The 25,272-nt window shown below is 64.2% G+C and carries 25 protein-coding genes; 23 read left to right on the forward strand and 2 right to left on the reverse strand.

All coding sequences use genetic code 11. From position 1 onward, the window contains the following. Nucleotides 1-35 precede the first annotated feature (35 nt). From aroC to aroQ, 4 genes are read left to right on the forward strand one after another with little or no spacing between them, the layout of a single operon-like run. A complete protein-coding gene (gene aroC, locus AC1Q6C_RS15025; protein WP_003944974.1) occupies nucleotides 36-1,223 on the forward strand; it encodes a chorismate synthase in 1,188 nt (395 codons plus the stop codon). A 13-nt stretch (nucleotides 1,224-1,236) separates the two neighbouring features. Then, a complete protein-coding gene (locus AC1Q6C_RS15030) occupies nucleotides 1,237-1,746 on the forward strand; it encodes a shikimate kinase (RefSeq protein WP_030536425.1) in 510 nt (169 codons plus the stop codon). Nucleotides 1,747-1,771: 25 nt separating this feature from the next. Next, nucleotides 1,772-2,881 carry a 3-dehydroquinate synthase gene (gene aroB, locus AC1Q6C_RS15035; RefSeq protein ID WP_003944873.1) on the forward strand — a complete coding sequence of 370 codons (1,110 nt, stop codon included), beginning with the start codon at nucleotides 1,772-1,774 and terminating at the stop codon, nucleotides 2,879-2,881. Further along, nucleotides 2,878-3,306, forward strand: coding sequence for a type II 3-dehydroquinate dehydratase (gene aroQ / locus AC1Q6C_RS15040; protein WP_003944916.1), 429 nt, complete (start codon nucleotides 2,878-2,880; stop codon nucleotides 3,304-3,306). The genes aroB and aroQ overlap by 4 nt, the downstream gene beginning before the upstream one ends. Nucleotides 3,307-3,393: 87 nt before the next feature. Here aroQ and AC1Q6C_RS15045 read toward each other — a convergent pair whose 3' ends face one another. After that, nucleotides 3,394-4,002 (reverse strand): B-4DMT family transporter, encoded by a 609-nt coding sequence (locus AC1Q6C_RS15045; RefSeq protein WP_019748369.1) that lies wholly within the window; start codon nucleotides 4,000-4,002, stop codon nucleotides 3,394-3,396. 111 nt (nucleotides 4,003-4,113) lie between these two features. On the opposite strand from AC1Q6C_RS15045, the gene AC1Q6C_RS15050 reads away from it, so the two are divergent. The 19 genes from AC1Q6C_RS15050 to AC1Q6C_RS15140 all read left to right on the forward strand — a co-directional run bounded on the left by AC1Q6C_RS15050 (nucleotide 4,114) and on the right by AC1Q6C_RS15140 (nucleotide 24,991). Beyond that, nucleotides 4,114-5,208, forward strand: coding sequence for a M24 family metallopeptidase (locus AC1Q6C_RS15050; protein ID WP_003944812.1), 1,095 nt, complete (start codon nucleotides 4,114-4,116; stop codon nucleotides 5,206-5,208). 34 nt (nucleotides 5,209-5,242) lie between these two features. After that, on the forward strand, nucleotides 5,243-5,806 hold the full coding sequence (efp, locus tag AC1Q6C_RS15055) for an elongation factor P (protein ID WP_003944958.1): 564 nt from the start codon (nucleotides 5,243-5,245) through the stop codon (nucleotides 5,804-5,806). Beyond that, nucleotides 5,807-6,304 carry a transcription antitermination factor NusB gene (gene nusB, locus AC1Q6C_RS15060; protein ID WP_007728014.1) on the forward strand — a complete coding sequence of 166 codons (498 nt, stop codon included), beginning with the start codon at nucleotides 5,807-5,809 and terminating at the stop codon, nucleotides 6,302-6,304. A 173-nt stretch (nucleotides 6,305-6,477) separates the two neighbouring features. Beyond that, nucleotides 6,478-7,119, forward strand: coding sequence for a bifunctional pyr operon transcriptional regulator/uracil phosphoribosyltransferase PyrR (gene pyrR / locus AC1Q6C_RS15065; RefSeq protein ID WP_003944977.1), 642 nt, complete (start codon nucleotides 6,478-6,480; stop codon nucleotides 7,117-7,119). Further along, nucleotides 7,116-8,060 carry an aspartate carbamoyltransferase catalytic subunit gene (locus AC1Q6C_RS15070; RefSeq protein ID WP_003944883.1) on the forward strand — a complete coding sequence of 315 codons (945 nt, stop codon included), beginning with the start codon at nucleotides 7,116-7,118 and terminating at the stop codon, nucleotides 8,058-8,060. The genes pyrR and AC1Q6C_RS15070 overlap by 4 nt, the downstream gene beginning before the upstream one ends. 26 nt (nucleotides 8,061-8,086) lie before the next feature. Continuing rightward, nucleotides 8,087-9,394 carry a dihydroorotase gene (locus AC1Q6C_RS15075; protein ID WP_003944990.1) on the forward strand — a complete coding sequence of 436 codons (1,308 nt, stop codon included), beginning with the start codon at nucleotides 8,087-8,089 and terminating at the stop codon, nucleotides 9,392-9,394. 6 nt (nucleotides 9,395-9,400) lie between these two features. After that, on the forward strand, nucleotides 9,401-9,967 hold the full coding sequence (locus AC1Q6C_RS15080; protein ID WP_003944773.1) for a PH-like domain-containing protein: 567 nt from the start codon (nucleotides 9,401-9,403) through the stop codon (nucleotides 9,965-9,967). Then, nucleotides 9,964-11,139: a glutamine-hydrolyzing carbamoyl-phosphate synthase small subunit gene (gene carA, locus AC1Q6C_RS15085; RefSeq protein WP_007728009.1), complete on the forward strand. Its 1,176-nt coding sequence runs from the start codon at nucleotides 9,964-9,966 to the stop codon at nucleotides 11,137-11,139. Before AC1Q6C_RS15080 ends, carA begins: the two co-directional genes overlap by 4 nt. Beyond that, on the forward strand, nucleotides 11,139-14,495 hold the full coding sequence (gene carB / locus AC1Q6C_RS15090) for a carbamoyl-phosphate synthase large subunit (protein ID WP_003945010.1): 3,357 nt from the start codon (nucleotides 11,139-11,141) through the stop codon (nucleotides 14,493-14,495). Before carA ends, carB begins: the two co-directional genes overlap by 1 nt. Then, on the forward strand, nucleotides 14,492-15,313 hold the full coding sequence (gene pyrF / locus AC1Q6C_RS15095) for an orotidine-5'-phosphate decarboxylase (protein WP_054828348.1): 822 nt from the start codon (nucleotides 14,492-14,494) through the stop codon (nucleotides 15,311-15,313). Before carB ends, pyrF begins: the two co-directional genes overlap by 4 nt. A 57-nt stretch (nucleotides 15,314-15,370) precedes the next feature. Next, on the forward strand, nucleotides 15,371-16,570 hold the full coding sequence (locus tag AC1Q6C_RS15100) for a glycosyltransferase 87 family protein (RefSeq protein WP_230359849.1): 1,200 nt from the start codon (nucleotides 15,371-15,373) through the stop codon (nucleotides 16,568-16,570). A gap of 369 nt (nucleotides 16,571-16,939) precedes the next feature. Continuing rightward, nucleotides 16,940-17,260 (forward strand): integration host factor, actinobacterial type, encoded by a 321-nt coding sequence (gene mihF, locus AC1Q6C_RS15105; protein ID WP_003944825.1) that lies wholly within the window; start codon nucleotides 16,940-16,942, stop codon nucleotides 17,258-17,260. A gap of 36 nt (nucleotides 17,261-17,296) precedes the next feature. Next, a complete protein-coding gene (gene gmk / locus AC1Q6C_RS15110) occupies nucleotides 17,297-17,896 on the forward strand; it encodes a guanylate kinase (RefSeq protein WP_003944801.1) in 600 nt (199 codons plus the stop codon). A gap of 98 nt (nucleotides 17,897-17,994) precedes the next feature. Further along, nucleotides 17,995-18,294: a DNA-directed RNA polymerase subunit omega gene (gene rpoZ, locus AC1Q6C_RS15115; RefSeq protein ID WP_003944996.1), complete on the forward strand. Its 300-nt coding sequence runs from the start codon at nucleotides 17,995-17,997 to the stop codon at nucleotides 18,292-18,294. Continuing rightward, a complete protein-coding gene (gene coaBC / locus AC1Q6C_RS15120; protein WP_003944888.1) occupies nucleotides 18,291-19,589 on the forward strand; it encodes a bifunctional phosphopantothenoylcysteine decarboxylase/phosphopantothenate--cysteine ligase CoaBC in 1,299 nt (432 codons plus the stop codon). Before rpoZ ends, coaBC begins: the two co-directional genes overlap by 4 nt. Nucleotides 19,590-19,777: 188 nt before the next feature. Beyond that, entirely contained in the window at nucleotides 19,778-20,992 is a 1,215-nt protein-coding gene (metK, locus tag AC1Q6C_RS15125) for a methionine adenosyltransferase (RefSeq protein WP_003944827.1), read from the forward strand. 25 nt (nucleotides 20,993-21,017) lie between these two features. Further along, nucleotides 21,018-23,036, forward strand: coding sequence for a primosomal protein N' (locus AC1Q6C_RS15130; protein ID WP_080726519.1), 2,019 nt, complete (start codon nucleotides 21,018-21,020; stop codon nucleotides 23,034-23,036). 172 nt (nucleotides 23,037-23,208) lie between these two features. Then, the gene (locus tag AC1Q6C_RS15135) at nucleotides 23,209-23,877 is read left to right on the forward strand and encodes a PadR family transcriptional regulator (protein ID WP_370333985.1); all 669 of its coding nucleotides are present in this window, start codon (nucleotides 23,209-23,211) and stop codon (nucleotides 23,875-23,877) included. 94 nt (nucleotides 23,878-23,971) lie between these two features. Continuing rightward, nucleotides 23,972-24,991, forward strand: a complete 1,020-nt coding sequence (locus AC1Q6C_RS15140) for an esterase/lipase family protein (protein WP_042445675.1) — start codon at nucleotides 23,972-23,974, stop codon at nucleotides 24,989-24,991. Between the two features lie 72 nt (nucleotides 24,992-25,063). Here the strand turns inward: AC1Q6C_RS15140 and AC1Q6C_RS15145 are convergent, their stop codons facing one another. Continuing rightward, nucleotides 25,064-25,270 carry a hypothetical protein gene (locus tag AC1Q6C_RS15145; RefSeq protein WP_003944900.1) on the reverse strand — a complete coding sequence of 69 codons (207 nt, stop codon included), beginning with the start codon at nucleotides 25,268-25,270 and terminating at the stop codon, nucleotides 25,064-25,066. Between the last annotated feature and the right edge of the window lie 2 nt (nucleotides 25,271-25,272).

Genomic DNA, 25,272 nt, shown 5'->3' on the forward strand with positions numbered 1-25,272 from the left:
ACAACTGAGGTCTGCGACGTGGAAAGATGGTCGGCGTGCTGCGTTGGATAACTGCCGGAGAATCCCATGGTCCCGCCCTCGTCGCGATGCTCGAGGGCATGGTCGCGGGGGTCGAAGTGACCTCTGAGGCCATCTCGTCCGAACTTGCCCGTCGTCGACTCGGTTACGGCCGTGGCGCACGGATGAAGTTCGAGGCCGACAAGGTCACCATCATCGGCGGTGTCCGCCACGGATTTACGCTCGGTGGCCCCGTGGCCATCGAGATCGGCAACACCGAGTGGCCCAAGTGGGAAACCATCATGTCCGCCGACCCGGTCGACCCGGACCTGCTCGCCGATCAGGCTCGCAATGCCCCGTTGACGCGCCCGCGTCCCGGACACGCCGATTACAGCGGCATGCTCAAGTACGGCTTCAACGACGCGCGTCCCGTCCTCGAGCGTGCCAGCGCTCGCGAGACCGCGGCCCGCGTAGCCGCTGGAACCGTCGCACGGTCCTTCCTGCGTCAGGTATTCGGTGCCGAGGTCGTTTCACACGTTATTTCCATCGGTGCTTCCGAGCCGTACGTCGGCCCCGTGCCGGAGGGCAAGGATCTCGACGCGATCGACGCGAGCCCGGTCCGCGCATTCGACAAGGCTGCAGAAGAGTCGATGATCGCCGAAATCGAATCGGCGAAGAAGGACGGCGACACCCTCGGTGGCGTCGTGGAGGTCGTCATCCACGGCCTGCCGGTCGGACTCGGCACTTTCGTCAGCGGCGCCGAGCGTCTCGATTCACGACTTGCTGCTGCTCTCATGGGAATTCAGGCCATCAAGGGCGTCGAGGTCGGCGACGGCTTCGAGACCGCGCGCCGTCGTGGCAGCGAAGCTCACGACGAGATCCGTCCGGGCCCGGACGGCATCGTGCGCTCCACGAACCGCGCAGGCGGAATCGAAGGTGGCATGACCAATGGTGAGGCTCTTCGAGTTCGCGCCGCGATGAAGCCGATCTCGACGGTTCCGCGCGCTCTGGCGACGGTCGACATGGAGAGCGGCGAGGAAGCGGTTGCCATCCACCAGCGCAGCGACGTGTGCGCGGTTCCGGCCGCCGGCGTCGTCGCCGAGTCGATGGTCGCGCTCGTCGTGGCTCAGGCCGCACTCGAAAAGTTCGGTGGTGATTCCATTGCTGAAACCACTGCCAACTACCGTCGTTACGCCGAGGGCATCGCAGCCCGACCGCCTCGATAGGACTCACGTATCGATGAAGCCGAAGGCTGTACTCATCGGTCCGCCCGGTGCCGGCAAATCGACCATCGGTCGACGTCTCGCGCAGGCACTCGAACTCGAGTTGGTCGATACCGACGCCGAGATCGAACGGACCACGGGTAGGACGATCCCGGAGATCTTCACCCATGACGGAGAGCCTCGGTTTCGTGAAATCGAGGAATCGGTGGTTCGCGAAGCGTTGCAGGCCACCGACGGAATCGTCTCGCTCGGCGGTGGTGCGATCCTCTCCGATCGCACGCGCGAACTGCTCCAGGGGCACACGGTCATCTACCTCGAGATCAGTGTCGCCGAAGGGCTTCGCCGCACGGGGGCGAACAATCATCGCCCGCTGCTGGCCGGCGGAGATCCCAAGGTCAAGTACCAGGAGTTGATGAGGCGTCGTCGTCCGCTGTACCGGCGTTCGGCCACGATTCGGATTCGGACCGACGGCCGAAGTCCGGCGCGCGTCGTCGGGCAACTGGTGTCGAAACTTCAAGACAAATGAACAACCGGAGCGGAGTAGTGGAGCAGTGACCGAACCCGTACGTGTAGAGGTGAAGACCGCAAGTCCTTACCCGGTCGTGATCGGCCGCGGCCTGCTCGGTGATCTCGTTGCCGAGTTCGACGGCGCGCGCACTGTCGCGATCTTCCATCAGCCGCCGCTGGCAGAGACCGCGGAGGCCGTACGAGCTGCGTTGGCGGAGAAGGGAATCGACGCCCACCGTATCGAGATCCCCGATGCCGAGGACGGCAAGGATCTTGCTGTGGCGGGCTTCTGCTGGGACGTGCTCGGCCGGATCGGCCTGACTCGCAGCGACGCGATCATGAGCTTGGGCGGGGGAGCGGCGACCGACCTCACCGGCTTCGTCGCGGCTACGTGGATGCGCGGTGTCAAGGTAGTTCACGTCCCCACCACCTTGCTCGCGATGGTCGACGCAGCAGTGGGCGGCAAGACCGGTATCAACACCGAAGCGGGCAAGAACCTCGTCGGTTCGTTCCACGAGCCGGGAGCGGTGTTCATCGATCTCGCGACGCTCGAGACTGTGCCGCACAACGAGATCGTTGCAGGCATGGCCGAGGTCATCAAGACCGGATTCATCGCCGACCCGGTGATCCTGGATCTCATCGAAGCCGATCCCAAGGCAGCTCTCGATCCGTCGGGAACTGTTCTGCCCGAGTTGATTCGGCGCTCCGTAGAGGTCAAGGCCAAGGTCGTGGCCGCGGATCTGCGCGAGTCGGATCTGCGCGAAATCCTCAACTACGGCCACACCCTCGGCCACGCGATCGAACGTCGTGAGCGCTACAAGTGGCGCCACGGTGCCGCTGTCTCCGTCGGCCTGGTCTTCGCTGCCGAACTCGGACGGCTCGCGGGCCGACTCGACGACGCCACCGCGGATCGTCACAAGTCGATCCTCGATCTCGTCGGGCTGCCGACGTCGTACGACGGTGATGCGTTCGGCGATCTGATGAAGGGAATGCAGACCGACAAGAAGAACCGTGCCGGGCTGCTGCGTTTCGTGGTCCTCGACGGACTGGCCAAGCCGGGTCGCCTCGAGGGGCCGGATCCGAGTCTGCTGGTTGCGGCGTACTCCGCGATTGCCCGCGATGCGCGGCCGGCCGGCGGAACGGTCCTGTTGTGAGGATCAACGTCGTCAACGGACCCAATCTGGGGCGTCTGGGTAAGCGTCAGCCCGAGGTCTACGGCGCGACCACACACGACGATCTGATCGAATTGTGCGTCGCGGCAGGCAAGGAGCTCGGCGTCGAGGTGATCGTCCGTCAGAGCGATCACGAAGGCGATCTGCTCGGTTGGATCCACGACGCGGCGGACGCGGGGGAACCGGTGATCCTCAATGCCGGTGGCTTGACGCACACGTCGGTGGTCCTGCGAGATGCATGCGCCGAACTGACCGCAGGTCTCGTCGAGGTACACATCTCGAACGTTCATGCGCGAGAAGAGTTTCGGCACCACTCCTACCTGAGTCCGATTGCGACCGGAGTGATCGTCGGACTCGGCGTCGCCGCGTATCCGCTGGCGATCAGGTTCCTCGCCGAGCGAGGCTGAACGAGGGAAGTCGAAAAAACAGCCACACGAATGCGGCCCCGAGGAAAATATCCTCGGGGCCGCATTCGGTTGTGTGGACGGTGGGCGTTACTGCTCGCGCTTGCCCAGATCGATCGCCGGGAAGACCGCGGTATCGGCGTCGGATTCCTCGACGGACATCGCGGCTCCGCTGTATGCGTGCTGCTCGGTGGGGGAGTCGTAGCCCTCGCTGACGGGCACCGGTTCGTGGTGACGCTCGTGGGACGGGGTCTGCGGAGCTGTTCCGTTCTTGCGCTGTTCACGGCTGACGAAGAAGCGTCCGACGGTGATGGCGATCATGGCGGGGACGAAGATGAGAAGGATCGTGAACGCCGCACCGGAGGTCACCTCGAAGAACAAGCCCTGCTGGGTGAGTTCGAGGGAGGGGACCAGGCTGAGTGCCCAGCTGGCAGCGCCGGCGACGAACCCGCCGACCAATGCGGCCTTGAGCCACAGCATGGTCAGATCGGCGCCGTCCTCGGGTTCGGGGAAATTCCGGCGGTCACGAATGCCGTCGATACCACCCCAGATCGCGGCGAAGACGATGACGATCAACAGGGACAGCCAGCGCAGGGTGGACCCCTGAAGTGGCCACTGTGCGATCGCTGCACCGAGCAACGCACGAAACACAACATGTATCAGGGCCATGCCGAGGCCACGTACCAACCACGCATTCATGGGTACAGCCTAACTAGAACCCATTACACCTTGTGGCCTAACCCACACTTATTGCTGTAACCGCGAGTTTCGAGTTGATCGGCAGGTCTGCGCGGGCGGTAGGTTCGAGGGATGCCGGTCGACTTCAGAACACGCCGTGAATCCCTCAGACGTCTCCTCTCGGAGCGCGAACTCGACGCGATTCTCGTCACAGATCTCCTCAACATCAGATACCTCACCGGTTTCACCGGTTCCAATGCGGCGCTCGTCGTCAGTGCATCCGATTCAGCGTCCGACGAGCGTGAGACGGTGATCTGCACCGACGGCCGCTACGTGACGCAGGTGTCAGAGCAGGTGCCGGACCTTCGGGCCGAAATCGCCCGTTCGAGTGCTGCGCACTTGATCGAGAAGTCCACGGCGCCCGTTCTCGCGTTCGAGTCACATGTGGCGACGTTCGCCGAACATCGGGCTTGGACCGAAGCAGCGCCGAAGATCCGGTTCGAACCGGTGAGCGGACTCGTCGAACAATTGCGCATGGTCAAGGACGAGTACGAGGTGGAGTTGTTGCGAGCCGCGTGCACCGCAGCCGATGTCGCGTTGGCGCAGTTGATCGCTCGCGGTGGCCTGCGACCTGGCCGAACGGAACGAGAGGTCGGCCGCGAGCTGGAAAATCTGATGCTCGACAACGGGGCGGACGGTATTTCCTTCGAGACGATCGTGGCGGCCGGCGCCAACTCGGCGATTCCGCATCACCGACCGACCGATGCGATCCTGGCGTCGGGTGACTTCGTCAAACTCGACTTCGGAGCCCAGGTCGGTGGGTACCACTCGGACATGACACGGACCTACGTGCTCGAGTCCGTTTCCGATTGGCAACGGGAGATTTACGAGCTCGTCGCGCGTTCGCAAGCTGCCGGTTGCGACGCGCTCGCGCCGGGTGTCGAATGTGCGGCAGTCGACGCCGTCGCCCGTGCGGTGATCGACGATGCAGGCTACGGCGAGTTGTTCCTGCACGGCCTCGGCCACGGTGTGGGGCTCGAAATCCACGAAGCACCGGGGATCGGCAAGCTCGGCACCGGTACACTTCTTTCCGGCGCGGCGGTGACCGTCGAGCCGGGCGTGTACTTCTCCGGGCGCGGAGGTGTACGGATCGAGGACACGCTCGTTGTTCGTGAGCAGGGGCCAGAGCTGCTCACACTGACCGCAAAAGACCTTACCGTCGTCTGAGACGGTTTCCCGACCCCTAGGAGACGCGAAGCAAGTGGCTTCCACCAGTGATTTCAAGAATGGTCTGGTTCTGCAGATCGAAGGCCAGCTGTGGACGATCATCGAGTTCCAGCACGTCAAGCCCGGCAAGGGCCCTGCCTTCGTGCGCACCAAGCTCAAGAACGTGCTCTCGGGCAAGGTAGTGGACAAGACGTTCAACGCCGGTGTGAAGGTCGAGACCGCCACGGTCGACCGTCGTGACATGACGTACCTGTACCACGACGGCAGCGACTACATCTTCATGGACGGCGACACCTACGACCAGGTGTCGATCAGCGAATCCACCGTCGGCGACCAGTCGCGTTTCCTGCTCGAGAACATGGCAGTCCAGGTCGCGACCCACGAAGACGTTCCCCTCTTCGTCGAGCTTCCGGTCACCGTCGAGCTCGTCGTCAAGCACACCGATCCGGGCCTGCAGGGCGACCGCTCCACCGGCGGCACCAAGCCTGCGACCCTCGAGACCGGTGCCGAGATCAACGTCCCGCTCTTCATCAACACCGGTGACAAGCTCAAGGTCGATTCTCGTGACGGCAACTACCTCGGGCGTGTGAATTCCTGAGTGTCCGGCACACATAAGAAACTCGGTGCACGCCACAAGGCGCGCAAGCGTGCCGTCGACTTCCTCTTCGAAGCCGAGGCACGTGACCTCGATCCGGTCGCACTGGCGTCGGAGCGTTCCGATCTGTCCGTCAAGGACGACGCGGTAGCACCCGTCGCGGCCTACACCGTCACGTTGGTGTCCGGCGTTGCGGAGAATCTGGACCGGATCGATCAGGTCATCTCCTCGCATCTGCAGGACTGGACGCTCGAGCGTCTGCCCGCCGTCGACCGTGCGATTCTGCGTATCGCCGTGTGGGAGCTCTTCCACGCGACGGACGTTCCGCCGGTTGTCGCCGTGGACGAGGCCGTCGAACTCGCGAAGCAGCTCTCGACGGACGACTCTCCGGGATTCGTCAACGGAATCCTCGGCCAGGTCGTTCTCGTTGCGCCGCAGGTTCGATCGGCTGCGGCCGCGACCTCCCAGCGCGCGCAGGAATCGGATTCGGGTACCGAGTAGCAAGTTTTGTTCCACCACCGCCGTGCGAGTGTCACCGAGCGCGTTGTGTGTCTGCACACAACCGGTCGGAGTCGCTGCTCGCACGGCGGGATCAGGTCTGTCGGCTGATAGGGTGGGGACCGTCAGACATCCTTTAACGATCCGTCCAGTGAGGCGGAGAAGGAGGTCGCTGCATGAGCGTGCCCGAAGGGTCTCGCCCATCCGATCTTGCAGGTCCAGGTAACTCGAAGGCGCCGGTCGGTGCCGAGGCAGGTAGCGAAACCCGCGAATTGTTGTCCGCCCAGGATGTGGGCCGGACCATCGCGCGGATCGCTCACGAGATCATCGAGAAGACCGCACTCGACGGACCCGAGGGAACTGCCCCTCGTGTGGTCCTGATCGGTATCCCGACGCGTGGAACCACCCTCGCCACGCGACTGCGCGCCAAGATCGAAGAATTCTCCGGTGTGCGACTTCCCATCGGATCTCTCGACATCACCCTCTACCGCGACGATCTCCGGAACAAGCCGCACCGCCCGCTCGAGCGCACGTCCGTCCCCGAGGGTGGCGTCGACAATGCGCTGGTCGTTCTCGTGGACGACGTCCTCTTCTCCGGTCGCACCGTGCGCTCGGCACTCGACGCGTTGCGCGATCTGGGCCGCCCCCGCGCGGTCCAACTCGCAGTGCTCGTGGATCGTGGTCACCGCGAACTCCCGCTGCGCGCCGACTACGTCGGCAAGAACGTCCCGACCGCGAGGTCCGAGGACGTCAAGGTTCTCCTCCAGGAGCACGACGGCAGGGAAGCGGTAGTCATCTCCGGGGGTAAGAGCGCGTGAAGCACCTACTTTCCATCGCGGACCTCGATCGTGAGTCCGCGGTAGAACTTCTCGACGAGGCAGAACGGTTCGAGCAGGCACTTCTGGGACGAGAGGTACGCAAGCTCCCGACGCTGCGCGGACGCACGGTCATGACGGTGTTCTTCGAGAACTCGACGCGCACCCGGGTGTCTTTCGAGGTGGCAGGCAAATGGATGAGTGCCGACGTCATCAATGTCAGCGCATCCAGTTCCTCGGTGTCCAAAGGTGAATCCCTGCGCGATACCGCGATGACCCTGCGCGCGGCCGGTGCCGACGCACTCATCGTGCGCCACCCGGCTTCGGGCGCCGCCCACCAGATCGCAAAGTGGACCGGAGCGGCCGACGACGGTGGCCCGGCAGTCATCAACGCAGGTGACGGCACGCACGAGCACCCCACTCAGGCGCTTCTCGACGCTTTGACCCTTCGCCAGCGTCTCGGCGACATCGAGGGCAAGCGGATCGCCATCGTCGGCGACATCCTGCACAGCCGTGTCGCCCGCTCCAACGCACTGCTGCTCTCGATGCTCGGTGCCGAGGTTGTTCTTGTTGCGCCGCCGACACTGCTGCCGGTCGGTGCGCACACGTGGCCGGTCACGGTTTCGCATTCGCTCGACGCGGAACTGCCCGGACTCGACGCGGTGCTGATGCTGCGGGTTCAGGCCGAACGCATGAACGGTGGCTTCTTCCCGTCGCAGCGCGAGTACTCGATCAACTACGGCCTGTCCGAGAAGCGGCTGGCGATGCTGGCCGATCACGCGGTGGTCCTGCACCCCGGCCCGATGCTGCGCGGCATGGAGATTGCATCCGCCGTTGCCGATTCCTCCAAAACTGCTGTACTGCAACAGGTTACCAACGGCGTACACATGCGCATGGCTGTCTTGTTCCGACTGCTGGTCGGGTCGGAGGACGGTGCGCTGTGACCAGAAACGAGAACGGAGAATCACCCGTGAGTGTCCTGCTCCGCGGAGTCCTGATCTACGGAGAAGGTGAGCCCACCGACGTACTCGTCGGCGACGGCACGATCCTCGAGATCGGCGTGGACCTCGATCCGGCCACGGCATCCGAGGTGATCGATGCCGGCGGGCAGATCCTGCTTCCCGGCTTCGTGGACCTGCACACACATCTGCGTGAGCCCGGCCGCGAAGACACCGAGACCATCGAAACCGGAAGCTCGGCAGCGGCTCTGGGTGGATACACCGCGGTCTTCGCGATGGCCAACACGAGTCCCGTCGCCGATTCGGTGGTCATCACCGATCACGTCTGGCGACGCGGGCAGGAAGTCGGCCTCGTCGACGTCCACCCCGTCGGCGCAGTCACAGCGGGCCTGGAAGGCAAGCAACTCGCCGAGATGGCGACCATGGCCGCAGGCGTCGGCAAGGTCAAGATGTTCTCCGACGACGGCCACTGCGTCTACGACCCACTGATCATGCGTCGCGCGCTCGAATACTCCAGCTCACTGGGCGTCCTGATCGCCCAGCACGCGGAAGAGCCGCGTTTGACCGTCGGTGCGGTCGCCCACGAGGGCCCCACGGCCGCGCGTCTCGGCCTGGCCGGATGGCCGCGAGCAGCCGAAGAATCGATCGTGGCCCGCGACGCACTGCTCGCGCGTGACGCCGGCGCCCGCGTTCACATCTGCCACGCCTCCACCGCCGGAACCGTCGAACTCGTGAAGTGGGCTCGCAGCCAAGGGATTTCGATCACCGCCGAGGTCACCCCGCATCACCTGCTCCTCGACGATTCACGGCTCGAGACGTACGACGCGATCAACAAGGTCAACCCGCCCTTGCGTGAGGCCAGTGATGTTGCCGCGCTGCGCAAGGGTCTGGCCGAGGGAATCATCGACTGCGTCGCGACCGACCATGCTCCGCACGCCGAGCAGGACAAGTGCTGCGAGTTCGCAGCCGCTCGCCCTGGAATGCTCGGCCTCGAGACCGCACTCTCGATCATCGTGCAGACGATGGTCCAGCCCGGCTTGTTGGACTGGCGCGGTGTTGCCCGGGTCATGAGCGAGCGCCCCGCGGCAATCGTCGGCCTCGACGATCAGGGCCGTCCCATCGAGGTGGGGGAGCCCGCGAACCTGACATTGGTCGATCCATCGGCCGAGTGGACGGTCCACGGTCCCGACCTGGCGAGTGTCGCGCATAACACTCCGTACGAGTCGATGACATTGCCCGCTCGGGTCACGACCACACTGTTACGTGGCCGCATCACCGCACACGACGGGAATGTGCGGCTGCGGAGTAGCGAGGAGTAGCGCGTCATGGACAGAGCACTGTGGATCATCGGTCTGGCGATCTTCTGGGTCGCGATGATCGGCCTGATGTACGTCGGCTGGCGTGGACGCGCTCGACGCCAGAAAGACAAGATCGGCGAACTGCCGACGGTCCCGGCAACCCTGGGTGAACTGCTCGTCCTGCCGACCACCGGCCTGTACGTCGGCAGCACCATCGCACCCAGTTGGCAGGACCGTATCGCCGTCGGCGACCTCGGTTTCCGCGCCACCTGCGAGATCAGCCGCTACAGCGGCGGAATTCTGGTCGAGCGTGACGGCGCGTCGGCGATCTGGATTCCGGAGAAGTCGATCCGCGCGATCCGCACGGAGAACGGTCTTGCCGGCAAGGTCATGAGCAAGGACGGCGTCCTGGTGATTCGCTGGGAATTGCCGAGCGGAACCGAGATCGACACGGGCGTGCGCGGTGACGACAAGACGGTTTATCCGGACTGGGTCAAGCCGGTGACTGCTTCGAACAAGACCGCTTCGAACAAGACGAATGACAACGAAGACGCAAGCTCTGGCGACATCGAGCAGAACGGAAAGAACGCATGAGCGGCTTTGACAACAGCCCCGCAGTACTGGTCCTCGAAGACGGACGGGTGTTCCGCGGAACCACCTTCGGTGCGGTTGGACAGACCCTGGGCGAAGCGGTGTTCAGCACCGGAATGACCGGCTACCAGGAAACGCTCACCGATCCCAGCTACCACCGCCAGATCGTCGTCTCCACCGCACCGCAGATCGGCAACACCGGCTGGAACGACGAAGACGACGAGTCGGTCGGACCGACCGGCGAGCGTGCCGGCGCCAAGATCTGGGTTGCCGGGTACGTCGTTCGTGACCCCTCGCGCGTCACCTCGAGCTGGCGTGCAACTGGTTCGCTGCAGGCCAAGCTCGAAGAGCAGGGCATCGTCGGAATCGCCGGGATCGACACTCGTGCCCTGGTTCGCCACCTGCGTACTCGCGGTTCGATGAAGGCCGGAATTTTTTCCGGTGAAGCCATCGCCGCCGATGACGAACTGGTCCGACGGGTTCAGGATCAGCCGACCATGCTCGGCGCTGATCTTGCCGGTGAGGTCAGCACCACCAGCGGCTACGTCGTCGAGCCGAAGGGCGGGGAGGCGCTGTACACGGTTGCCGCCATCGACCTCGGTATCAAGACCAACACCCCGCGCATGTTCGCCGAGCGCGGTATCCGCGTCCACGTGTTGCCGTCCAATGCGAGTCTCGAACAGATCCTCGACCTGAAGGCCGACGGAGTGTTCCTCTCCAACGGTCCCGGTGACCCGGCCACCGCCGACGGCGCAGTCCACCTCACGAAAGAGGTCATCGGACAGGGCTTGCCGCTGTTCGGTATCTGCTTCGGTAACCAGATCCTGGGCCGCGCCCTGGGCCTGAGCACCTACAAGATGAAGTTCGGCCACCGCGGAATCAACATCCCGGTGATCGAGCATCAGACCGGTCGCATCGCGATCACCGCTCAGAACCACGGCTTCGCGCTCGAAGGCGAAGCCGGTCAGGAATTCGACACCCCGTTCGGCCGCGCGGTGGTCAGCCACACCTGCGCCAACGACGGAGCCGTCGAAGGTGTTCGCCTGCTGGACGATTCGGCCTTCTCGGTGCAGTACCACCCCGAGGCGGCAGCCGGCCCGCACGACGCCGCGTACCTCTTCGACCGCTTCACCAGCCTGCTCTCCGCACGGAAAGAAACCGGAGTCAAGAACTAATGCCACGCCGTACAGATCTCAAGCACATCCTGGTAATCGGCTCCGGTCCGATCGTCATCGGTCAGGCCTGCGAGTTCGACTACTCGGGCACCCAGGCCTGCCGCGTCCTCCAGGAGGAGGGCCTGCGCGTCAGCCTGGTCAACTCCAACCCGGCCACCATCATGACGGACCCCGAGTTCGCCGACGCCACGTACGTCGAGCCGATCACGGCCGAGTTCCTCGAGAAGGTCATCGCCAAGGAAGCCTTGCAGGGCAACAAGATCGACGCCGTCCTCGCGACGCTCGGCGGTCAGACTGCGCTCAACGCCGCAGTGGCGCTGCACGAGCAGGGCATCCTCGAGAAGTACGACGTCGAACTGATCGGCGCCGACTTCGACGCCATCCAGCGCGGCGAGGATCGCCAGAAGTTCAAGGACATCGTCGCCAAGGTCGGTGGCGAATCCGCGAAGTCCGCAGTTTGCTACACGATGGACGAAGTACACGCCACGGTCGCCGAACTCGGTTACCCGGTTGTCGTGCGTCCGTCCTTCACCATGGGCGGCCTCGGTTCCGGCATGGCGTACGACGTCGACGATCTCAACCGCATCGCCGGTGGCGGTCTGGCCGCGTCGCCGACGGCGAACGTCCTGATCGAGGAATCCATCCTCGGCTGGAAGGAATACGAACTCGAGCTCATGCGCGACAGTCGCGACAACGTCGTGATCGTCTGCTCCATCGAGAACGTCGACCCGGTCGGTGTCCACACCGGAGACTCGGTCACCGTCGCCCCGGCGATGACGCTGACCGACCGCGAGTACCAGGCGATGCGCGACCTTTCCATCGACATTCTGCGTGAGGTGGGCGTCGACACCGGCGGCTGCAACATCCAGTTCGCGATGGACCCGAAGGACGGCCGCCTGGTCGTCATCGAGATGAACCCGCGTGTCTCCCGCTCGTCGGCTCTGGCGTCGAAGGCGACCGGTTACCCGATCGCGAAGATGGCGGCCAAGCTTGCCATCGGCTACACGCTCGACGAGATCGTCAACGACATCACCAAGGAAACCCCGGCTTGCTTCGAGCCGACGCTCGACTACGTCGTCGTCAAGGCTCCGCGGTTCGCTTTCGAGAAGTTCCCCGGTGCCGACGGAACTCTGACCACCACGATGAAGTCGGTGGGCGAGGCCATGAGCATCGGCCGCAACTTCACCGAGGCTTTCGGCAAGGTCATGCGTTCGCTCGAGACCAAGCGTGCGGGTTACTGGACCGGCGCCGACATCGAGACGGAGAGCCTGGATGCACTGCTCGCCGATCTGAGCGTTCCGCAGGACGGCCGCATGTACGGCATCGAGAAGGCATTCGCGCTCGGCGCAACTGTCGAGCAGCTCTTCGACGCCACCAAGATCGATCCGTGGTTCCTCGACCAGTTCCAGCAGATTCACGAGCTCGGTGAAAAGCTGCGCGCTGCAGAGTCTTTCGACGAGGCTTCCCTGCGTCAGGCCAAGTACCACGGCATCTCGGACCGCCAGATCGCGGCTCTGCGCCCCGAACTCGGTGGTGACACGCACGCAGGTGAGGACGCCGTTCGCGCTCTGCGTGATCAGCTGGGCGTGCGCCCTGTCTACAAGACCGTCGACACCTGCGCCGCAGAGTTCGAGGCCAAGACGCCGTACCACTACTCGACCTACGAGCTCGATCCCGAGGCCGAGTCCGAAGTTGCTCCGCAGACCGAGCGACCCAAGGTTCTGATCCTCGGATCCGGCCCCAACCGCATCGGTCAGGGTATCGAGTTCGACTACTCGTGTGTCCACGCGGCGCAGACGCTGTCCGAGGCCGGGTACGAGACCGTCATGGTCAACTGCAACCCCGAGACCGTCTCCACGGACTACGACACCGCTGATCGCCTGTACTTCGAGCCGCTGACGTTCGAGGACGTCTTCGAGGTCTACCGCGCGGAGGCGCAGTCGGGCACCGTTGCCGGCGTCATCGTCCAGCTCGGCGGCCAGACCCCGCTCGGACTGGCGAAGCGTCTCGAAGCTGCCGGCGTCCCCATCGTGGGAACCAGCCCCGCAGCCATCGACCTGGCGGAGGACCGCGGCGAATTCGGCCGCGTACTGACCGAAGCCGGTCTGCCCGCACCGAAGTTCGGTACCGCCACCACGTTCGACGGCGCCCGCGAGATCGCGGCAGGTATCGGCTACCCGGTGCTGGTGCGTCCGTCGTACGTGCTCGGTGGTCGCGGCATGGAGATCGTCTACGACGAGGCTTCCCTCGCCGACTACATCTCGCGCGCCACGGAGATCTCCGACGATCGTCCGGTCCTGGTCGACCGCTTCCTCGAAGACGCGGTCGAGATCGACGTCGACGCTCTGTGTGACGGCACCGAGGTGTACCTCGGCGGCGTCATGGAGCACATCGAGGAAGCCGGCATTCACTCCGGTGACTCGGCGTGTGCGCTCCCGCCCATCACTCTGGGCCGGGCGGATCTCGAGAACGTCCGCCGCTCCACCGAGGCTCTCGCGAAGGGCATCGGCGTCAAGGGCCTGCTCAACGTCCAGTACGCCCTCAAGGACGACATCCTCTACGTGCTGGAAGCAAATCCCCGCGCCAGCCGCACGGTTCCGTTCGTGTCCAAGGCGACGGCCGTCCAGCTGGCCAAGGCATGCGCCCGCGTCATGCTCGGCGAATCCATCGCGGAACTGCGTGCGAGCGGCATTCTGCCGGCGAAGGGCGACGGCGGAAACACCCCGGCCGGTGCACCGATCGCGGTCAAGGAAGCTGTGTTGCCGTTCAACCGCTTCCGCCGCGCCGACGGTACCGGCGTGGATACCTTGCTCAGCCCGGAAATGAAGTCCACCGGTGAAGTCATGGGAATCGACTTCGACTTCGGTACGGCTTTTGCCAAGTCGCAGACTGCCGCCTACGGTTCGTTGCCCACCACGGGCGCGGTGTTCGTCTCGGTCGCCAACAAGGACAAGCGTTCGCTGATCTTCCCGGTCAAGCGCCTGGCAGACCTCGGATTCACCATTCTTGCCACCGAAGGAACCGCAGATGTTTTGCGGCGCAACGGTATCGAGTGCAAGCAGGTGTACAAGCAGTCGGGTGAAGATGTTCCGGCCGGTGCCGAGACCATCGTCGACCAGATCCGCAGCGGCGAGGTCGCCATGGTCATCAACACGCCGTACGGCAACAACGGCCCGCGTGTCGACGGCTACGAGATCCGAAGCGCAGCGGTTGCGTCGAACATCCCGTGCATCACGACGGTGCAGGGCGCCTCGGCTGCCGTGCAGGGCATCGAAGCAGCCATTCGCGGCGACATCGGAGTTCACTCCCTGCAGGAATTGCACGCAGGTCTTCGTCAGCCGGCACAGCAGTCGTGAGTCACAGTTGGGGGCAGCGTCTCCGGTCCGCGATCGCGGACCGGGGGCGGCTGTGCGTCGGTATCGACCCGCATCCCGCGCTTCTCGACGCGTGGGGACTGCCGCGTACGGCCGAAGGTCTCGAGACTTTCGCCGAGATCTGCGTCGAGGCGTTCACCGGTGAGGTCGGACTGGTCAAACCGCAGGTCGCGTTCTTCGAGGCTTACGGCAGCGCCGGCTTCGCCGTATTGGAGCGGACCATCTCGGTTCTTCGTGATGCGGGAACGCTGGTCGTCGCGGATGCCAAGCGCGGTGACATCGGTTCGACGATGGACGCGTACGCGCAAGCCTGGTTGGGTGATTCGCCGTTGGCCTCCGACTCGGTCACCGTTTCGCCGTACCTGGGATTCGGGGCGCTGACTCCGACACTCGAACTGGCACGGCAGAACGCACGCGGGATCTTCGTCCTGGCACGAACCTCCAATCCGGAAGGCGGCGTACTTCAACAGTCGTCGGCTGACGGTGTGAGCGTGGCTCAGTCGATCGTCGACGCTGCGGTCGATGCGAACGTCGACGGCCGTGACACCGTCGGACTGGTGGTCGGTGCAACTCGGGACCACGGTCTGGACCTGTCGCAGTTCAACGGCCCGATTCTCGCTCCGGGACTCGGCGCGCAGGGTGCGACGGCAGCGGATCTCGCAGACATCTTCGCGGGATCGACCGAGCTCCTGCTGCCGAACACTTCCCGCGGGGTGCTCAAGCATGGTCCTTCGGTATCGGCACTTCGGGAGGCAGCAATGCGTGACCGAGACGAGATCGAAGCCGCATTGGCGAACTGATCCGTGAGTGACCTCGAGGCTCGTTCGAGCGGTGGAACCCGGTGGTACCGTCCGTCGGTGAATCGTTGGTGGCAGATCGGACTTCTCGTCGCGGCGTGCGCGCTGCTGGCCACCGGGTTCCAATCCGTCACCGGCGTACACGGCGACGATCTTGCCGTGTACCGGACAGCGGGTCAGGCCGTCCTCGACGGCTCGAACCTGTACGACGAGTCGTTCAACGCGAGATTGCCGTTCACGTATCCGCCCTTCGCTGCGCTCGTCGCCGTTCCCGTCGCATTGGGTTCCTGGGGTGCGGTCCAGTGGGGATGGAGTTTCGTCAGCCTCCTGATGCTGGCCGCGATCATCGTGCTCAGCTATCGCGAAGTCCCGTTCACACGTAAGCGGCCAGTCGTCGTCTACGTGGGTTTCCTGGTCCTCTGGACGGCGGCATCGCCGATCTCCGATCACCTCGGGTACGGCCAGGTCGGGTTGTTTCTGACTCTCCTGTGCTTGATCGACGTGCTGGCTCGACCACGGTGGATTCCCGAGGGCGTGCTGGTGGGGATCGCCGGCGCGGTCAAACTGGTGCCACTCGTCTACATCGGTTACTACGTGATCACCGGGCGCTGGAAAGCAGTTGCGGGCGGCCTCGCCGGCTTCCTCGGCGCCACGGCTCTGGGCTTTGCGGTTCTCCAGCGCCAGACGATCGACTACTTCGGCGACATCGCCTCACTCTCGGGGCGCGTCGCCGTCGGCGACCCGTCCGTGTTCGGTAACCAGTCCGTGCGTGGAATGGCCTTGCGGCTACTTCCCGAGGGCCTGGTGGGTCCGGCCTGGCTCGTCGCCTGTGCGGTGTTGGGTGTCCTCGGAATTGTCGCGACGCGGCGCGCTCAGCGCCTGCGGGGCGATCTCGCCGGTTTCACGGTGGTGGCTCTGCTGGCGGCAATCGTGACTCCCATTGCCTGGACGCACCACTTCGTGTGGTTGGTGCCGGCGGTGGGTGTACTCCTCGTTCCGATCAAGTCGGGCGTGGGGGAGGGCACTCGATCGGTCCCTGTGTGGTCCTGGATCGCGATCGGTCTCACCGCTGTCGTAGTGCTGTTTCGGCTTCCTCGAGTCGGCGCGGACATGGATATCCCGGTAGTCGGCTTCGTGCTGGAGAATTCATTGCTCTGGGCGAGCCTCGCGGTAGTGCTCGCTCTGGCCGCCCCCGGCGTGAGTCGAATCGAACCCGAGACGGTCGACGCCGGCGATCCGAAATCGTCGCTGCAGACCTGAAAACGGGCCGCGACACGCGCATAGGCGTCGAAAATGCTCGAAAATTTTGGATGTGTCGGCGACCACGTTCATTCCCGCAGGTAACGATTTCGCACACTCGCACGGGGGTGTCGCACGCTATGGGTCGAAATACATTGTGTTACAGTCTATTTCGGTACTGTACGCACGTTCGTGTGGCGTCGAATTCGTCTCGATCCAGCCGAAAACGGTGACGATCCGTGACATCGATTCGACGCGCATAACCCACCGCGATCTGCATCGGACCGCGGGGGGTGGGTTAGCAATTCGCGCCAGGCGTGAGTACGGTCGCTATCGCTGCTGGTTATCAGCGGAATAGACAAAATTTGCACACGACGAGACGGAGGAACCGTGGCCCTTCCCCAGTTGACTGATGAGCAGCGCGCTGCTGCTTTGGAGAAGGCAGCTGCTGCCCGCAAGGCCAGGGCTGAGCTCAAGGAGCGCCTGAAGCGTGGCGGCACCGACCTCAAGCAGGTCCTCAAGGACGCCGAAGACAACGAAATCTTGGGCAAGATGAAGGTTTCGGCACTGCTCGAGGCGCTGCCCAAGGTGGGCAAGGTCAAGGCTCAGGAGATCATGACCGAGCTGGAGATTGCACCGACCCGTCGCCTTCGTGGCCTCGGTGATCGGCAGCGCAAGGCTCTGCTCACCAAGTTCGACTTCGAGGCCTGAGCCGACAAGTGATGATTGCTGACGCGGCAGTGTCTGATGATTGCTGACGCAACAGTGTCAGAGAGCAAGACCGCAGTGCGGAGGGGTCGGCTGGTTGTACTGGCCGGCCCTTCGGCTGTCGGTAAGTCCAGCGTCGTTCGCGAGCTGAGAACTCGGTTGCCTGAACTCGTTTTCAGTGTTTCGGCGACCACTCGCGATCCCCGTCCAGGTGAAGTGGACGGCAAGGACTACCGATTCACCTCCCGTGAAGAATTTCAACGGATGATCGACTCCGGTGAACTTCTCGAATGGGCGGAAATCCACGGCGGCCTGCAGCGCTCCGGCACCCCCGCAGCTCCGGTCGAAGAAGCGCTCGAAGCTGGAAAGCCCGTTCTCGTCGAGGTCGATCTCGCCGGAGCACGAGCTGTCCGCAAGGCGATGCCCGAGGCTCTGTTGGTGTTCATGGCTCCACCGAGCTGGGACGTTCTGGTGCAACGGCTGACCGGACGTGGAACCGAAACGGAAGACGTCGTGGCGCGCCGACTCGAGACGGCCCGAGTGGAATTGGCCGCACAGGACGAGTTCGACACGGTCATCGTGAACGAGGATGTAAGCCGTGCTTGCGATGAGTTGGTATCCTTGTTGGTTGGGAACTGATTCCGCACCCTTCGGGAACCGATTTCCACCCCGTTTCTCAGATATCCGGATCGATAAAACTAGTTCTTCAATGAAGATCTAATTCAGGAGACACAAGAGTGAGCAGCACTTCAGCCGCGTCCGCAGCAGGTCAGGGCGCTCTGCCTGCCTACGACACCCCGCTCGGCATCACCAACCCGCCGATCGACGAGTTGCTCGAACGCACCTCTTCCAAGTACGCCCTGGTCATCTACTCGGCCAAGCGCGCGCGCCAGATCAACGACTACTACAACCAGCTCGGTGACGGCATCCTCGAATACGTCGGACCTCTGGTCGAGCCCGGTCTGCAGGAAAAGCCGCTGTCCATCGCGTTGCGTGAAATCCACGCTGATCTCCTCGAGCACACCGAAGGCGAGTGAGCACCACATCTGCCGCACCCGAACCTCGTTCGGGTGTCGGGGGAGTGTCCGACGCGCCCACATCGATACGTAAGCGCATTGTCGTCGGTGTCGGTGGGGGTATCGCCGCCTACAAGGCGTGCTCGATCATCCGCAGCTTCACCGAGAGCGGTCATCACGTCCGCGTGATTCCGACTGAATCCGCTCTGGAGTTCGTCGGGCGCGCGACGTTCGAAGCACTCTCCGGCAACCCGGTTCACACCGGCGTCTTCAACGACGTCCCGCAGGTTCCGCATGTCCGTCTCGGACAGGAAGCCGATCTGGTCGTCATCGCGCCGGCAACCGCTGATCTGATGGCGCGAGCGGTCATGGGTCGCGCAGACGACCTGTTGACGGCCACTTTGTTGACCGCGCGCTGTCCGGTCGTCTTCGCCCCAGCAATGCACACCGAGATGTGGGAGCACCCCGCAACGGTCTCGAACGTGGCGACACTGCGTTCGCGCGGCGTCCACGTGATCGAACCTGCCTCCGGGCGTTTGACAGGGAAAGACACCGGAGCCGGTCGACTTCCCGAACCCGACGAGATCGTCGGGTTGGCATCGTTGCTCCTCGAGCGCTCGGACGCGTTGCCGCGCGACCTGGAGGGTCGCCGCATTCTGGTCACCGCCGGCGGTACTCGCGAGCCGCTCGATCCCGTGCGCTTTCTCGGTAATCGCAGCTCGGGCAAACAGGGCTACGCGCTCGCCCGTCTTGCCGCGCAACGCGGCGCGCACGTGACACTGATCGCCGGGTACACGGCTGATCTCGCCGACCCCGCCGCTGTCGACGTCGTGCACATCAAGACGGCCGAAGATCTCCGGTTGGCAGTGGAAAAGCACGCACCGGGACACGACGGAGTCGTCATGGCTGCGGCTGTCGCGGACTTCCGCCCCACCACCGTCGAAGGCAGCAAGATCAAGAAGGGCGCAAACGAACCCGACTCGATCAGCCTCACCAGAAATGCCGACATCCTCGCCGGTCTCGTCGAAGCGCGTCGTGACGGCGACTTGGATGCTCGAACGGTGATCGTCGGATTCGCCGCTGAGACCGGTGACGCCCATGGTGACGTTCTCACCTATGCCCGCTCCAAGCTTGCCCGCAAAGGTTGCGATCTCCTCGTGGTCAATGCGGTCGGCGAGGGCAAGGCGTTCGAGGTCGATCACAACGACGGTTGGTTGCTCGGTTCCGACGGCTCGGAGTCCGCTCTCGAACACGGATCCAAGGCTTTGATGGCCAGTCGAGTACTCGACGCCCTGGTCAAGCTCTTTCCCGAGTAGCGACACGCGCCCGGTGGTGAGAGTTACCCCACGATAATCGGGTGAGTACAAGGGTGTTGCGCAGGCGGTCCAACCGTTATCGTCGGCTCAGCCCCCAGCTAACAAAGCATGACAAAACGGTCACCGAACGGTGATTCGGATACTTCAATAAGCTGTAGTCAAGAACTCAGTCGTCGAGAGGGAGATCTGTGAGCAAGTCCGGCAGTCGGCTATTCACCAGCGAGTCCGTCACCGAGGGGCACCCGGACAAGATCTGTGACGCGATCAGCGACTCGATCCTCGACGCGCTGCTCACCCAGGACCCGCGCGCCCGCGTGGCCGTCGAGACACTGGTCACCACCGGCCAGGTTCACGTAGCCGGTGAGGTCACGACCACTGCGTACGCGGACATTCCGAAGATCGTGCGCGACACGGTCCTCGAAATCGGCTACGACAGCTCCGCAAAGGGCTTCGACGGTAACTCCTGCGGCGTCAACGTCGCGATCGGCGCCCAGTCGCCCGAGATCGCGCAGGGTGTCGATCACTCGCACGAGGCTCGCGTCGACGGAATCAGCGACGACGAGATCGACCGTCAGGGTGCGGGCGACCAGGGCCTGATGTTCGGCTACGCCACCACCGACACGCCGGAACTGATGCCGCTGCCCATCGCGCTGGCTCATCGTCTCTCTCGCCGGTTGACCGAGGTCCGTAAGTCCGGCGTGCTGCCGTACCTGCGCCCGGACGGCAAGACCCAGGTCACCATCGAGTACGACGGTGACAAGGCTGTCCGTCTCGACACCGTGGTCATCTCCACCCAGCATGCCGCTGACATCGACCTCGACAACCTGTTGACGCCCGATCTTCGCGAGAAGGTGCTTCACTCGGTGCTGACCGACGTCAACCTCACCGATCTCGACACCTCCGATGTTCGCCTGTTGGTGAACCCGACGGGCAAGTTCGTCCTCGGTGGCCCGATGGGTGACGCCGGTTTGACCGGCCGCAAGATCATCGTCGACACCTACGGCGGAATGGCTCGCCACGGTGGCGGCGCGTTCTCCGGCAAGGACCCGTCAAAGGTCGACCGCAGCGCTGCCTACGCCATGCGCTGGGTGGCCAAGAACGCTGTTGCCGCAGGTCTGGCCGACCGCATCGAGGTTCAGGTCGCCTACGCCATCGGCAAGGCAGCTCCGGTCGGACTCTTCGTCGAAACCTTCGGCACCGAGAAGACCGATCCGGCACGGATCCAGAAGGCGATCACCGAGATCTTCGACCTGCGTCCGGGAGCGATCATCCGCGACCTCGACCTGCTGCGCCCGATCTACGCGCAGACGGCGGCATACGGTCACTTCGGTCGCACCGATATCGACCTCCCGTGGGAGAGCACCGATCGCGCCGACAAGCTGCGTAGCGCAGCTGGTCTCTGATCACTGACGTACAGACGGGGCGCGGGTGGGCGCGGAAAGAGTAGCGGCAGAAGTCGATCCGGTCGCCCGGGTGCTGCCGATGCTCCCGCTCGCTCACCTCGACCGTGAATTCGACTACCTCGTTCCTCGTGAACTCGAAGCGGATGCGCAGCCCGGAGTCCGGGTGCGCATCCGCTTCGCTGGTCGTCTGGTGGACGGTTTCATCGTCTCGCGCGAGGCGACCAGTGACCATCAGGGGAAGTTCGGCTGGCTCGAACGCGTCATCTCGTCCGAGCGGGTCCTGACGGCCGAAATCGCGCAAGTCGTCGATCGTGTGGCGGAGCGTTATGCCGGAACCCGCGCCGATGTTCTCCGTTTGGCGGTACCGCCGCGCCACGCGAAGGTCGAGGCGGAACCGTGGGAGCCCGCCGAGTCACCGTCCGCTCCTGAACCGATCGAAAATGGTTGGCATCTCTACAGATTCGGTGACGCCTTCCTGTCCGCCATTCGCGAGTCGAAAAGCCCGCGTGCGGTCTGGCAGGCGTTGCCTGGTGAAAACTGGCCACTGCGCCTGGCCGAACTGGCCGGGGCCGTAGCGGCAAGTGGTAAATCCGCGATCCTGGTTGTGCCCGATCAACGCGACCTGGACCGCGTCGTCGCCGCTTGTACCGAACTCTCCGGAGCGGATGCGGTGGTAGGTCTGTCCGCGGGCCTGGGGCCGGCCATGCGATATCGGAGGTGGCTCGCTGCACTGCGCGGGACCGCCCGGATCGTCGTCGGCACACGGAGTGCTGTTTTTGCGCCGACGCCCGAGACCGGTCTTGTCGTCGTCTGGGACGACGGCGACGACAACTTGTCCGAGCCGCGGTCGCCGTATCCACATGCCCGCGAAGTTGCCGTCCTGCGTGGCTACGTCGCCGGGTGCGCTGTCGTGATCGGTGGGTTCTCCCGTACGGCGGAAGCGCAGGTACTCGTCGACTCGGGATGGGCGCACGATCTGGTCGCTACGCGGGACGTCGTTCGTGCCCACGCACCCAAGATCACCGCGCTTGCCGACAGCGATCAAGCCTTGGCCCGCGATCCGGGAGCCAGAGCGGCTCGTTTGCCCGCTATTGCATTCGCGGCCGCCCGGCGCGCTCTGGGGGAGGGCAACGGAGTCCTGGTGCAGGTGCCTCGGCGGGGGTACGTACCGACCCTGGCCTGCGGAAAGTGCCGTGCCCCGGCACGGTGCCGTCGGTGCAACGGCCCACTGGCTCTTCCCGCTGCGGCAGGTCCCGACGGCGCCGGGACACCGGCGTGCCGCTGGTGCGGGGTTGCCGATGCCGCCTACCGATGTCACGCGTGCGGGGCGAAAGCGTTGCGCGCTGTGGTGGTCGGTGCCGGCCGGACCGCCGAAGAACTCGGGCGGGCGTTTCCCGGTGTGAAAGTTGTTCTGTCCGGGGGCAGTGATGTGGTCAAGGAACTGCCACATGGGCCCGCGTTGGTGGTCTCGACAGTGGGTGCGGAGCCGGTGATGACCGGCGGCTACGGCGCCGCGCTCTTGCTCGACGGTTGGGCACTTCTCGGCCGGCCCGATCTTCGCGCCGCCGAGGAAACACTCAGACGCTGGATGTCGGCTGCTGCCATGGTGATTCCGCTGTCCGAAGGCGGTGAAGTTGTGGTTGTCGCAGACTCGGGTATCCCGACGGTGCAGGCGTTGGTCCGATGGGATCCAGTGGGGCACGCACAGTCTCAATTCGAGGAGCGAGACGAGGTCGGCTTTCCTCCGGCCGTTCACATGGCTGCGATCGACGGTGGATCCGCAGCAATTGCGGAGTTGGTGGACTCGGCTGATCTGCCGGCAAGTGCTGTACTGCTCGGACCAGTGGAACTGCCTGCGGGGGAGAGGCTTCCGTATTCGGGTGAGGACGAGAGCGGTGTCGCGCCGGAGCGAATGCTGGTCCGCGTTCCACGCAAGGACGGTCGCGGCCTTGCGGACGCTCTGGCACATGCGAGGGCCGCGCGCAGTGCGCGGAAGTCTTCGGGTCCGGTCCGCATTCAGATCGACCCACGCCGCATCGGCTGATTTTCGAGTTGTCGGAGGAATCCTTGCGCTACCCGATATGACGATATATCGTCGAACTATCAACGATAGTGATGGAGGTTCGACGATGGATGCAAGTTTCCCGAACGAGGGGATGTTCGGCCGGCGCGGTTTCTTCGGCGGTTTCGGCCGTGAGCAACGGCCACCATTTGTGATGTGGGTGCCGACGGACGACGGCGCGTCGGGCGATGGTCCCGGCGATCGAGACGGTGGACGACGCGGTCGACCGCACGAGCGGCCGGGCTTCGGTGACATGCCACGCAGAGGCCATCGGCGGGGGCGTTTCGGTCCAGACGGCGGACCCGGCCCCGGCTTCGGTCCGGGCGCTCAGTTCGGTCGCGGGCGAGGACGTGGCGGACGAGGTCGTCGAGGAGATGTGCGCGCTGCGATTCTGCTGTTGATCGCGGAAGAGCCGATGCACGGCTACGAATTGATTCAGCAGATCGTCGAGCGCAGCGGCGGCGTCTGGAAGCCGAGTCCGGGCTCCATTTATCCCGCGCTGTCCCAACTCGAGGACGAAGGACTGGTGATCATCGAAAAGGTTGCCGGCCGCAAAACCGCCAAGCTGACAGAAGAAGGCGTCGCGTACGTCGAGGAACATCGCGCCGATCTCGGGGCGCCGTGGGATGACGTTCGTCTCAGCGTAGGGGAGCCGGAGCAGGACCTTCGAGAACTGATCGGCCAGCTGATGGGCGCGGCCGGTCAAGTGGCTGCTGTAGGCACACCAGCGCAGGTCAAGGCCGCAGCCGACGTGCTTGTCGAGGCGCGCAAATCGCTCTACCGAGTGCTTGCCGGTGATGACTCCGATGAAGGCGGCAATTGAGACGTCGGATACCTACTGTTCGGTAGGGTATGCGCCTCGAAGTTTCTGGTGTTACGGTCAGCTCCCTCGTAGGATCAGAGCAGGAGCAGGAACAATGTCTGGCGTCAAACGGTCTGTGGGACTGACATTTTCGGTAGCAGTGGCGCTGCTGATCGGAGCACCGCCGGCGATATCGGCTGCAGCACCGACGCTCCCGTCTGCGAGTGCCGACGCGATGGATGTTCCCCTCGTTATCGGCCCAGGCCAGGTGTCGCGTTCGGTAGCCACCGCATTCGCTCATGCTCATCCAGGATCCGCACCTGCCGGGTCGAACGATTTCGGTTGTGAGCCTTCCGCCACGCATCCCCGACCGGTTGTACTCGCCCACGGAACCGACACCGAGGCGTACGCGGATTGGGCGGCCCTGTCGCCGGCACTGGCAGCTGACGGCTACTGCGTCTTCGCTCTCAATTACGGCGGTGCGATCAAAGAAGAAGACGGGGACGTCGCACACGAGACCTACGGCGTCGGCGACATAGTCGGTAGTGCCACCGCGTTCGGTTCTTTCGTCGATCAGGTGCTGACCGCGACCGGAGCGGACAAGGTCGACGTGATCGGCTATTCCCAAGGCGCGACGGTGACGCGGTACTACGTCAACAAGATGGGCGGCGACGCCTACGTCGATCATTGGGTCGGTTTGGCTTCGCCGACCTACGGTGGGGTGATGTTCGGGTTGGTTCCCATTGTCCGTGCGATCCCCGGCGGAGAAGACTTTGTCGAAGACGTCTTTTCGCGAGCTGTCCGCGAGCAGATGCAAGGGTCGGATATGTTGAACACCCTCAACGCCGGCGGTGACACCGTACCCGGAGTGCGCTACACGACCATCGGGTCCACTGTCGACGAGATGATCCAGCCGTCCTCGAACATCGCGCTCCGCGGTGCCGGCGCAGAAAACATCGTCCTCCAGGATCTGTGCCCGTCTAACCTGACCGGCCACTTCCGCATGCCGTACGACCCATACGTGATCGACGTCATCCGGACGGTCCTCGACCCCGATGCCGAGCGGCACGCTTCGTGCAGCGTGGTGCCGCTCGGCACGGATATTCCGCAAGTGGTCATCGACGCAAATTCGTGAGCTGCAACTTCGTGAGCTGCAACTTCGTGAGCTGCTAACTCGTGAGCACCGAGATCACGTGGGTCGGGATGTTTACTCGGCGAGCTTGGCAGTGGCCTGCGCCCACAGGAAGAACTTGTTCGTTCCGAGGTCGCGGACGGTCTTGATGTTGAACGCTGCCTTCAAATGTTCTGCGTCCGAATCGCTTACGCCGTTGAGTGCCGCGACCGGGGCGTCCGCCAATTCTTCGACGGACTTTCCTGCGTAGGCCTTGTCGAACTTACTGTCGATGCCTGCCATCT

It is taken from the genome of Rhodococcus sp. MT28, assembly GCF_058792695.1.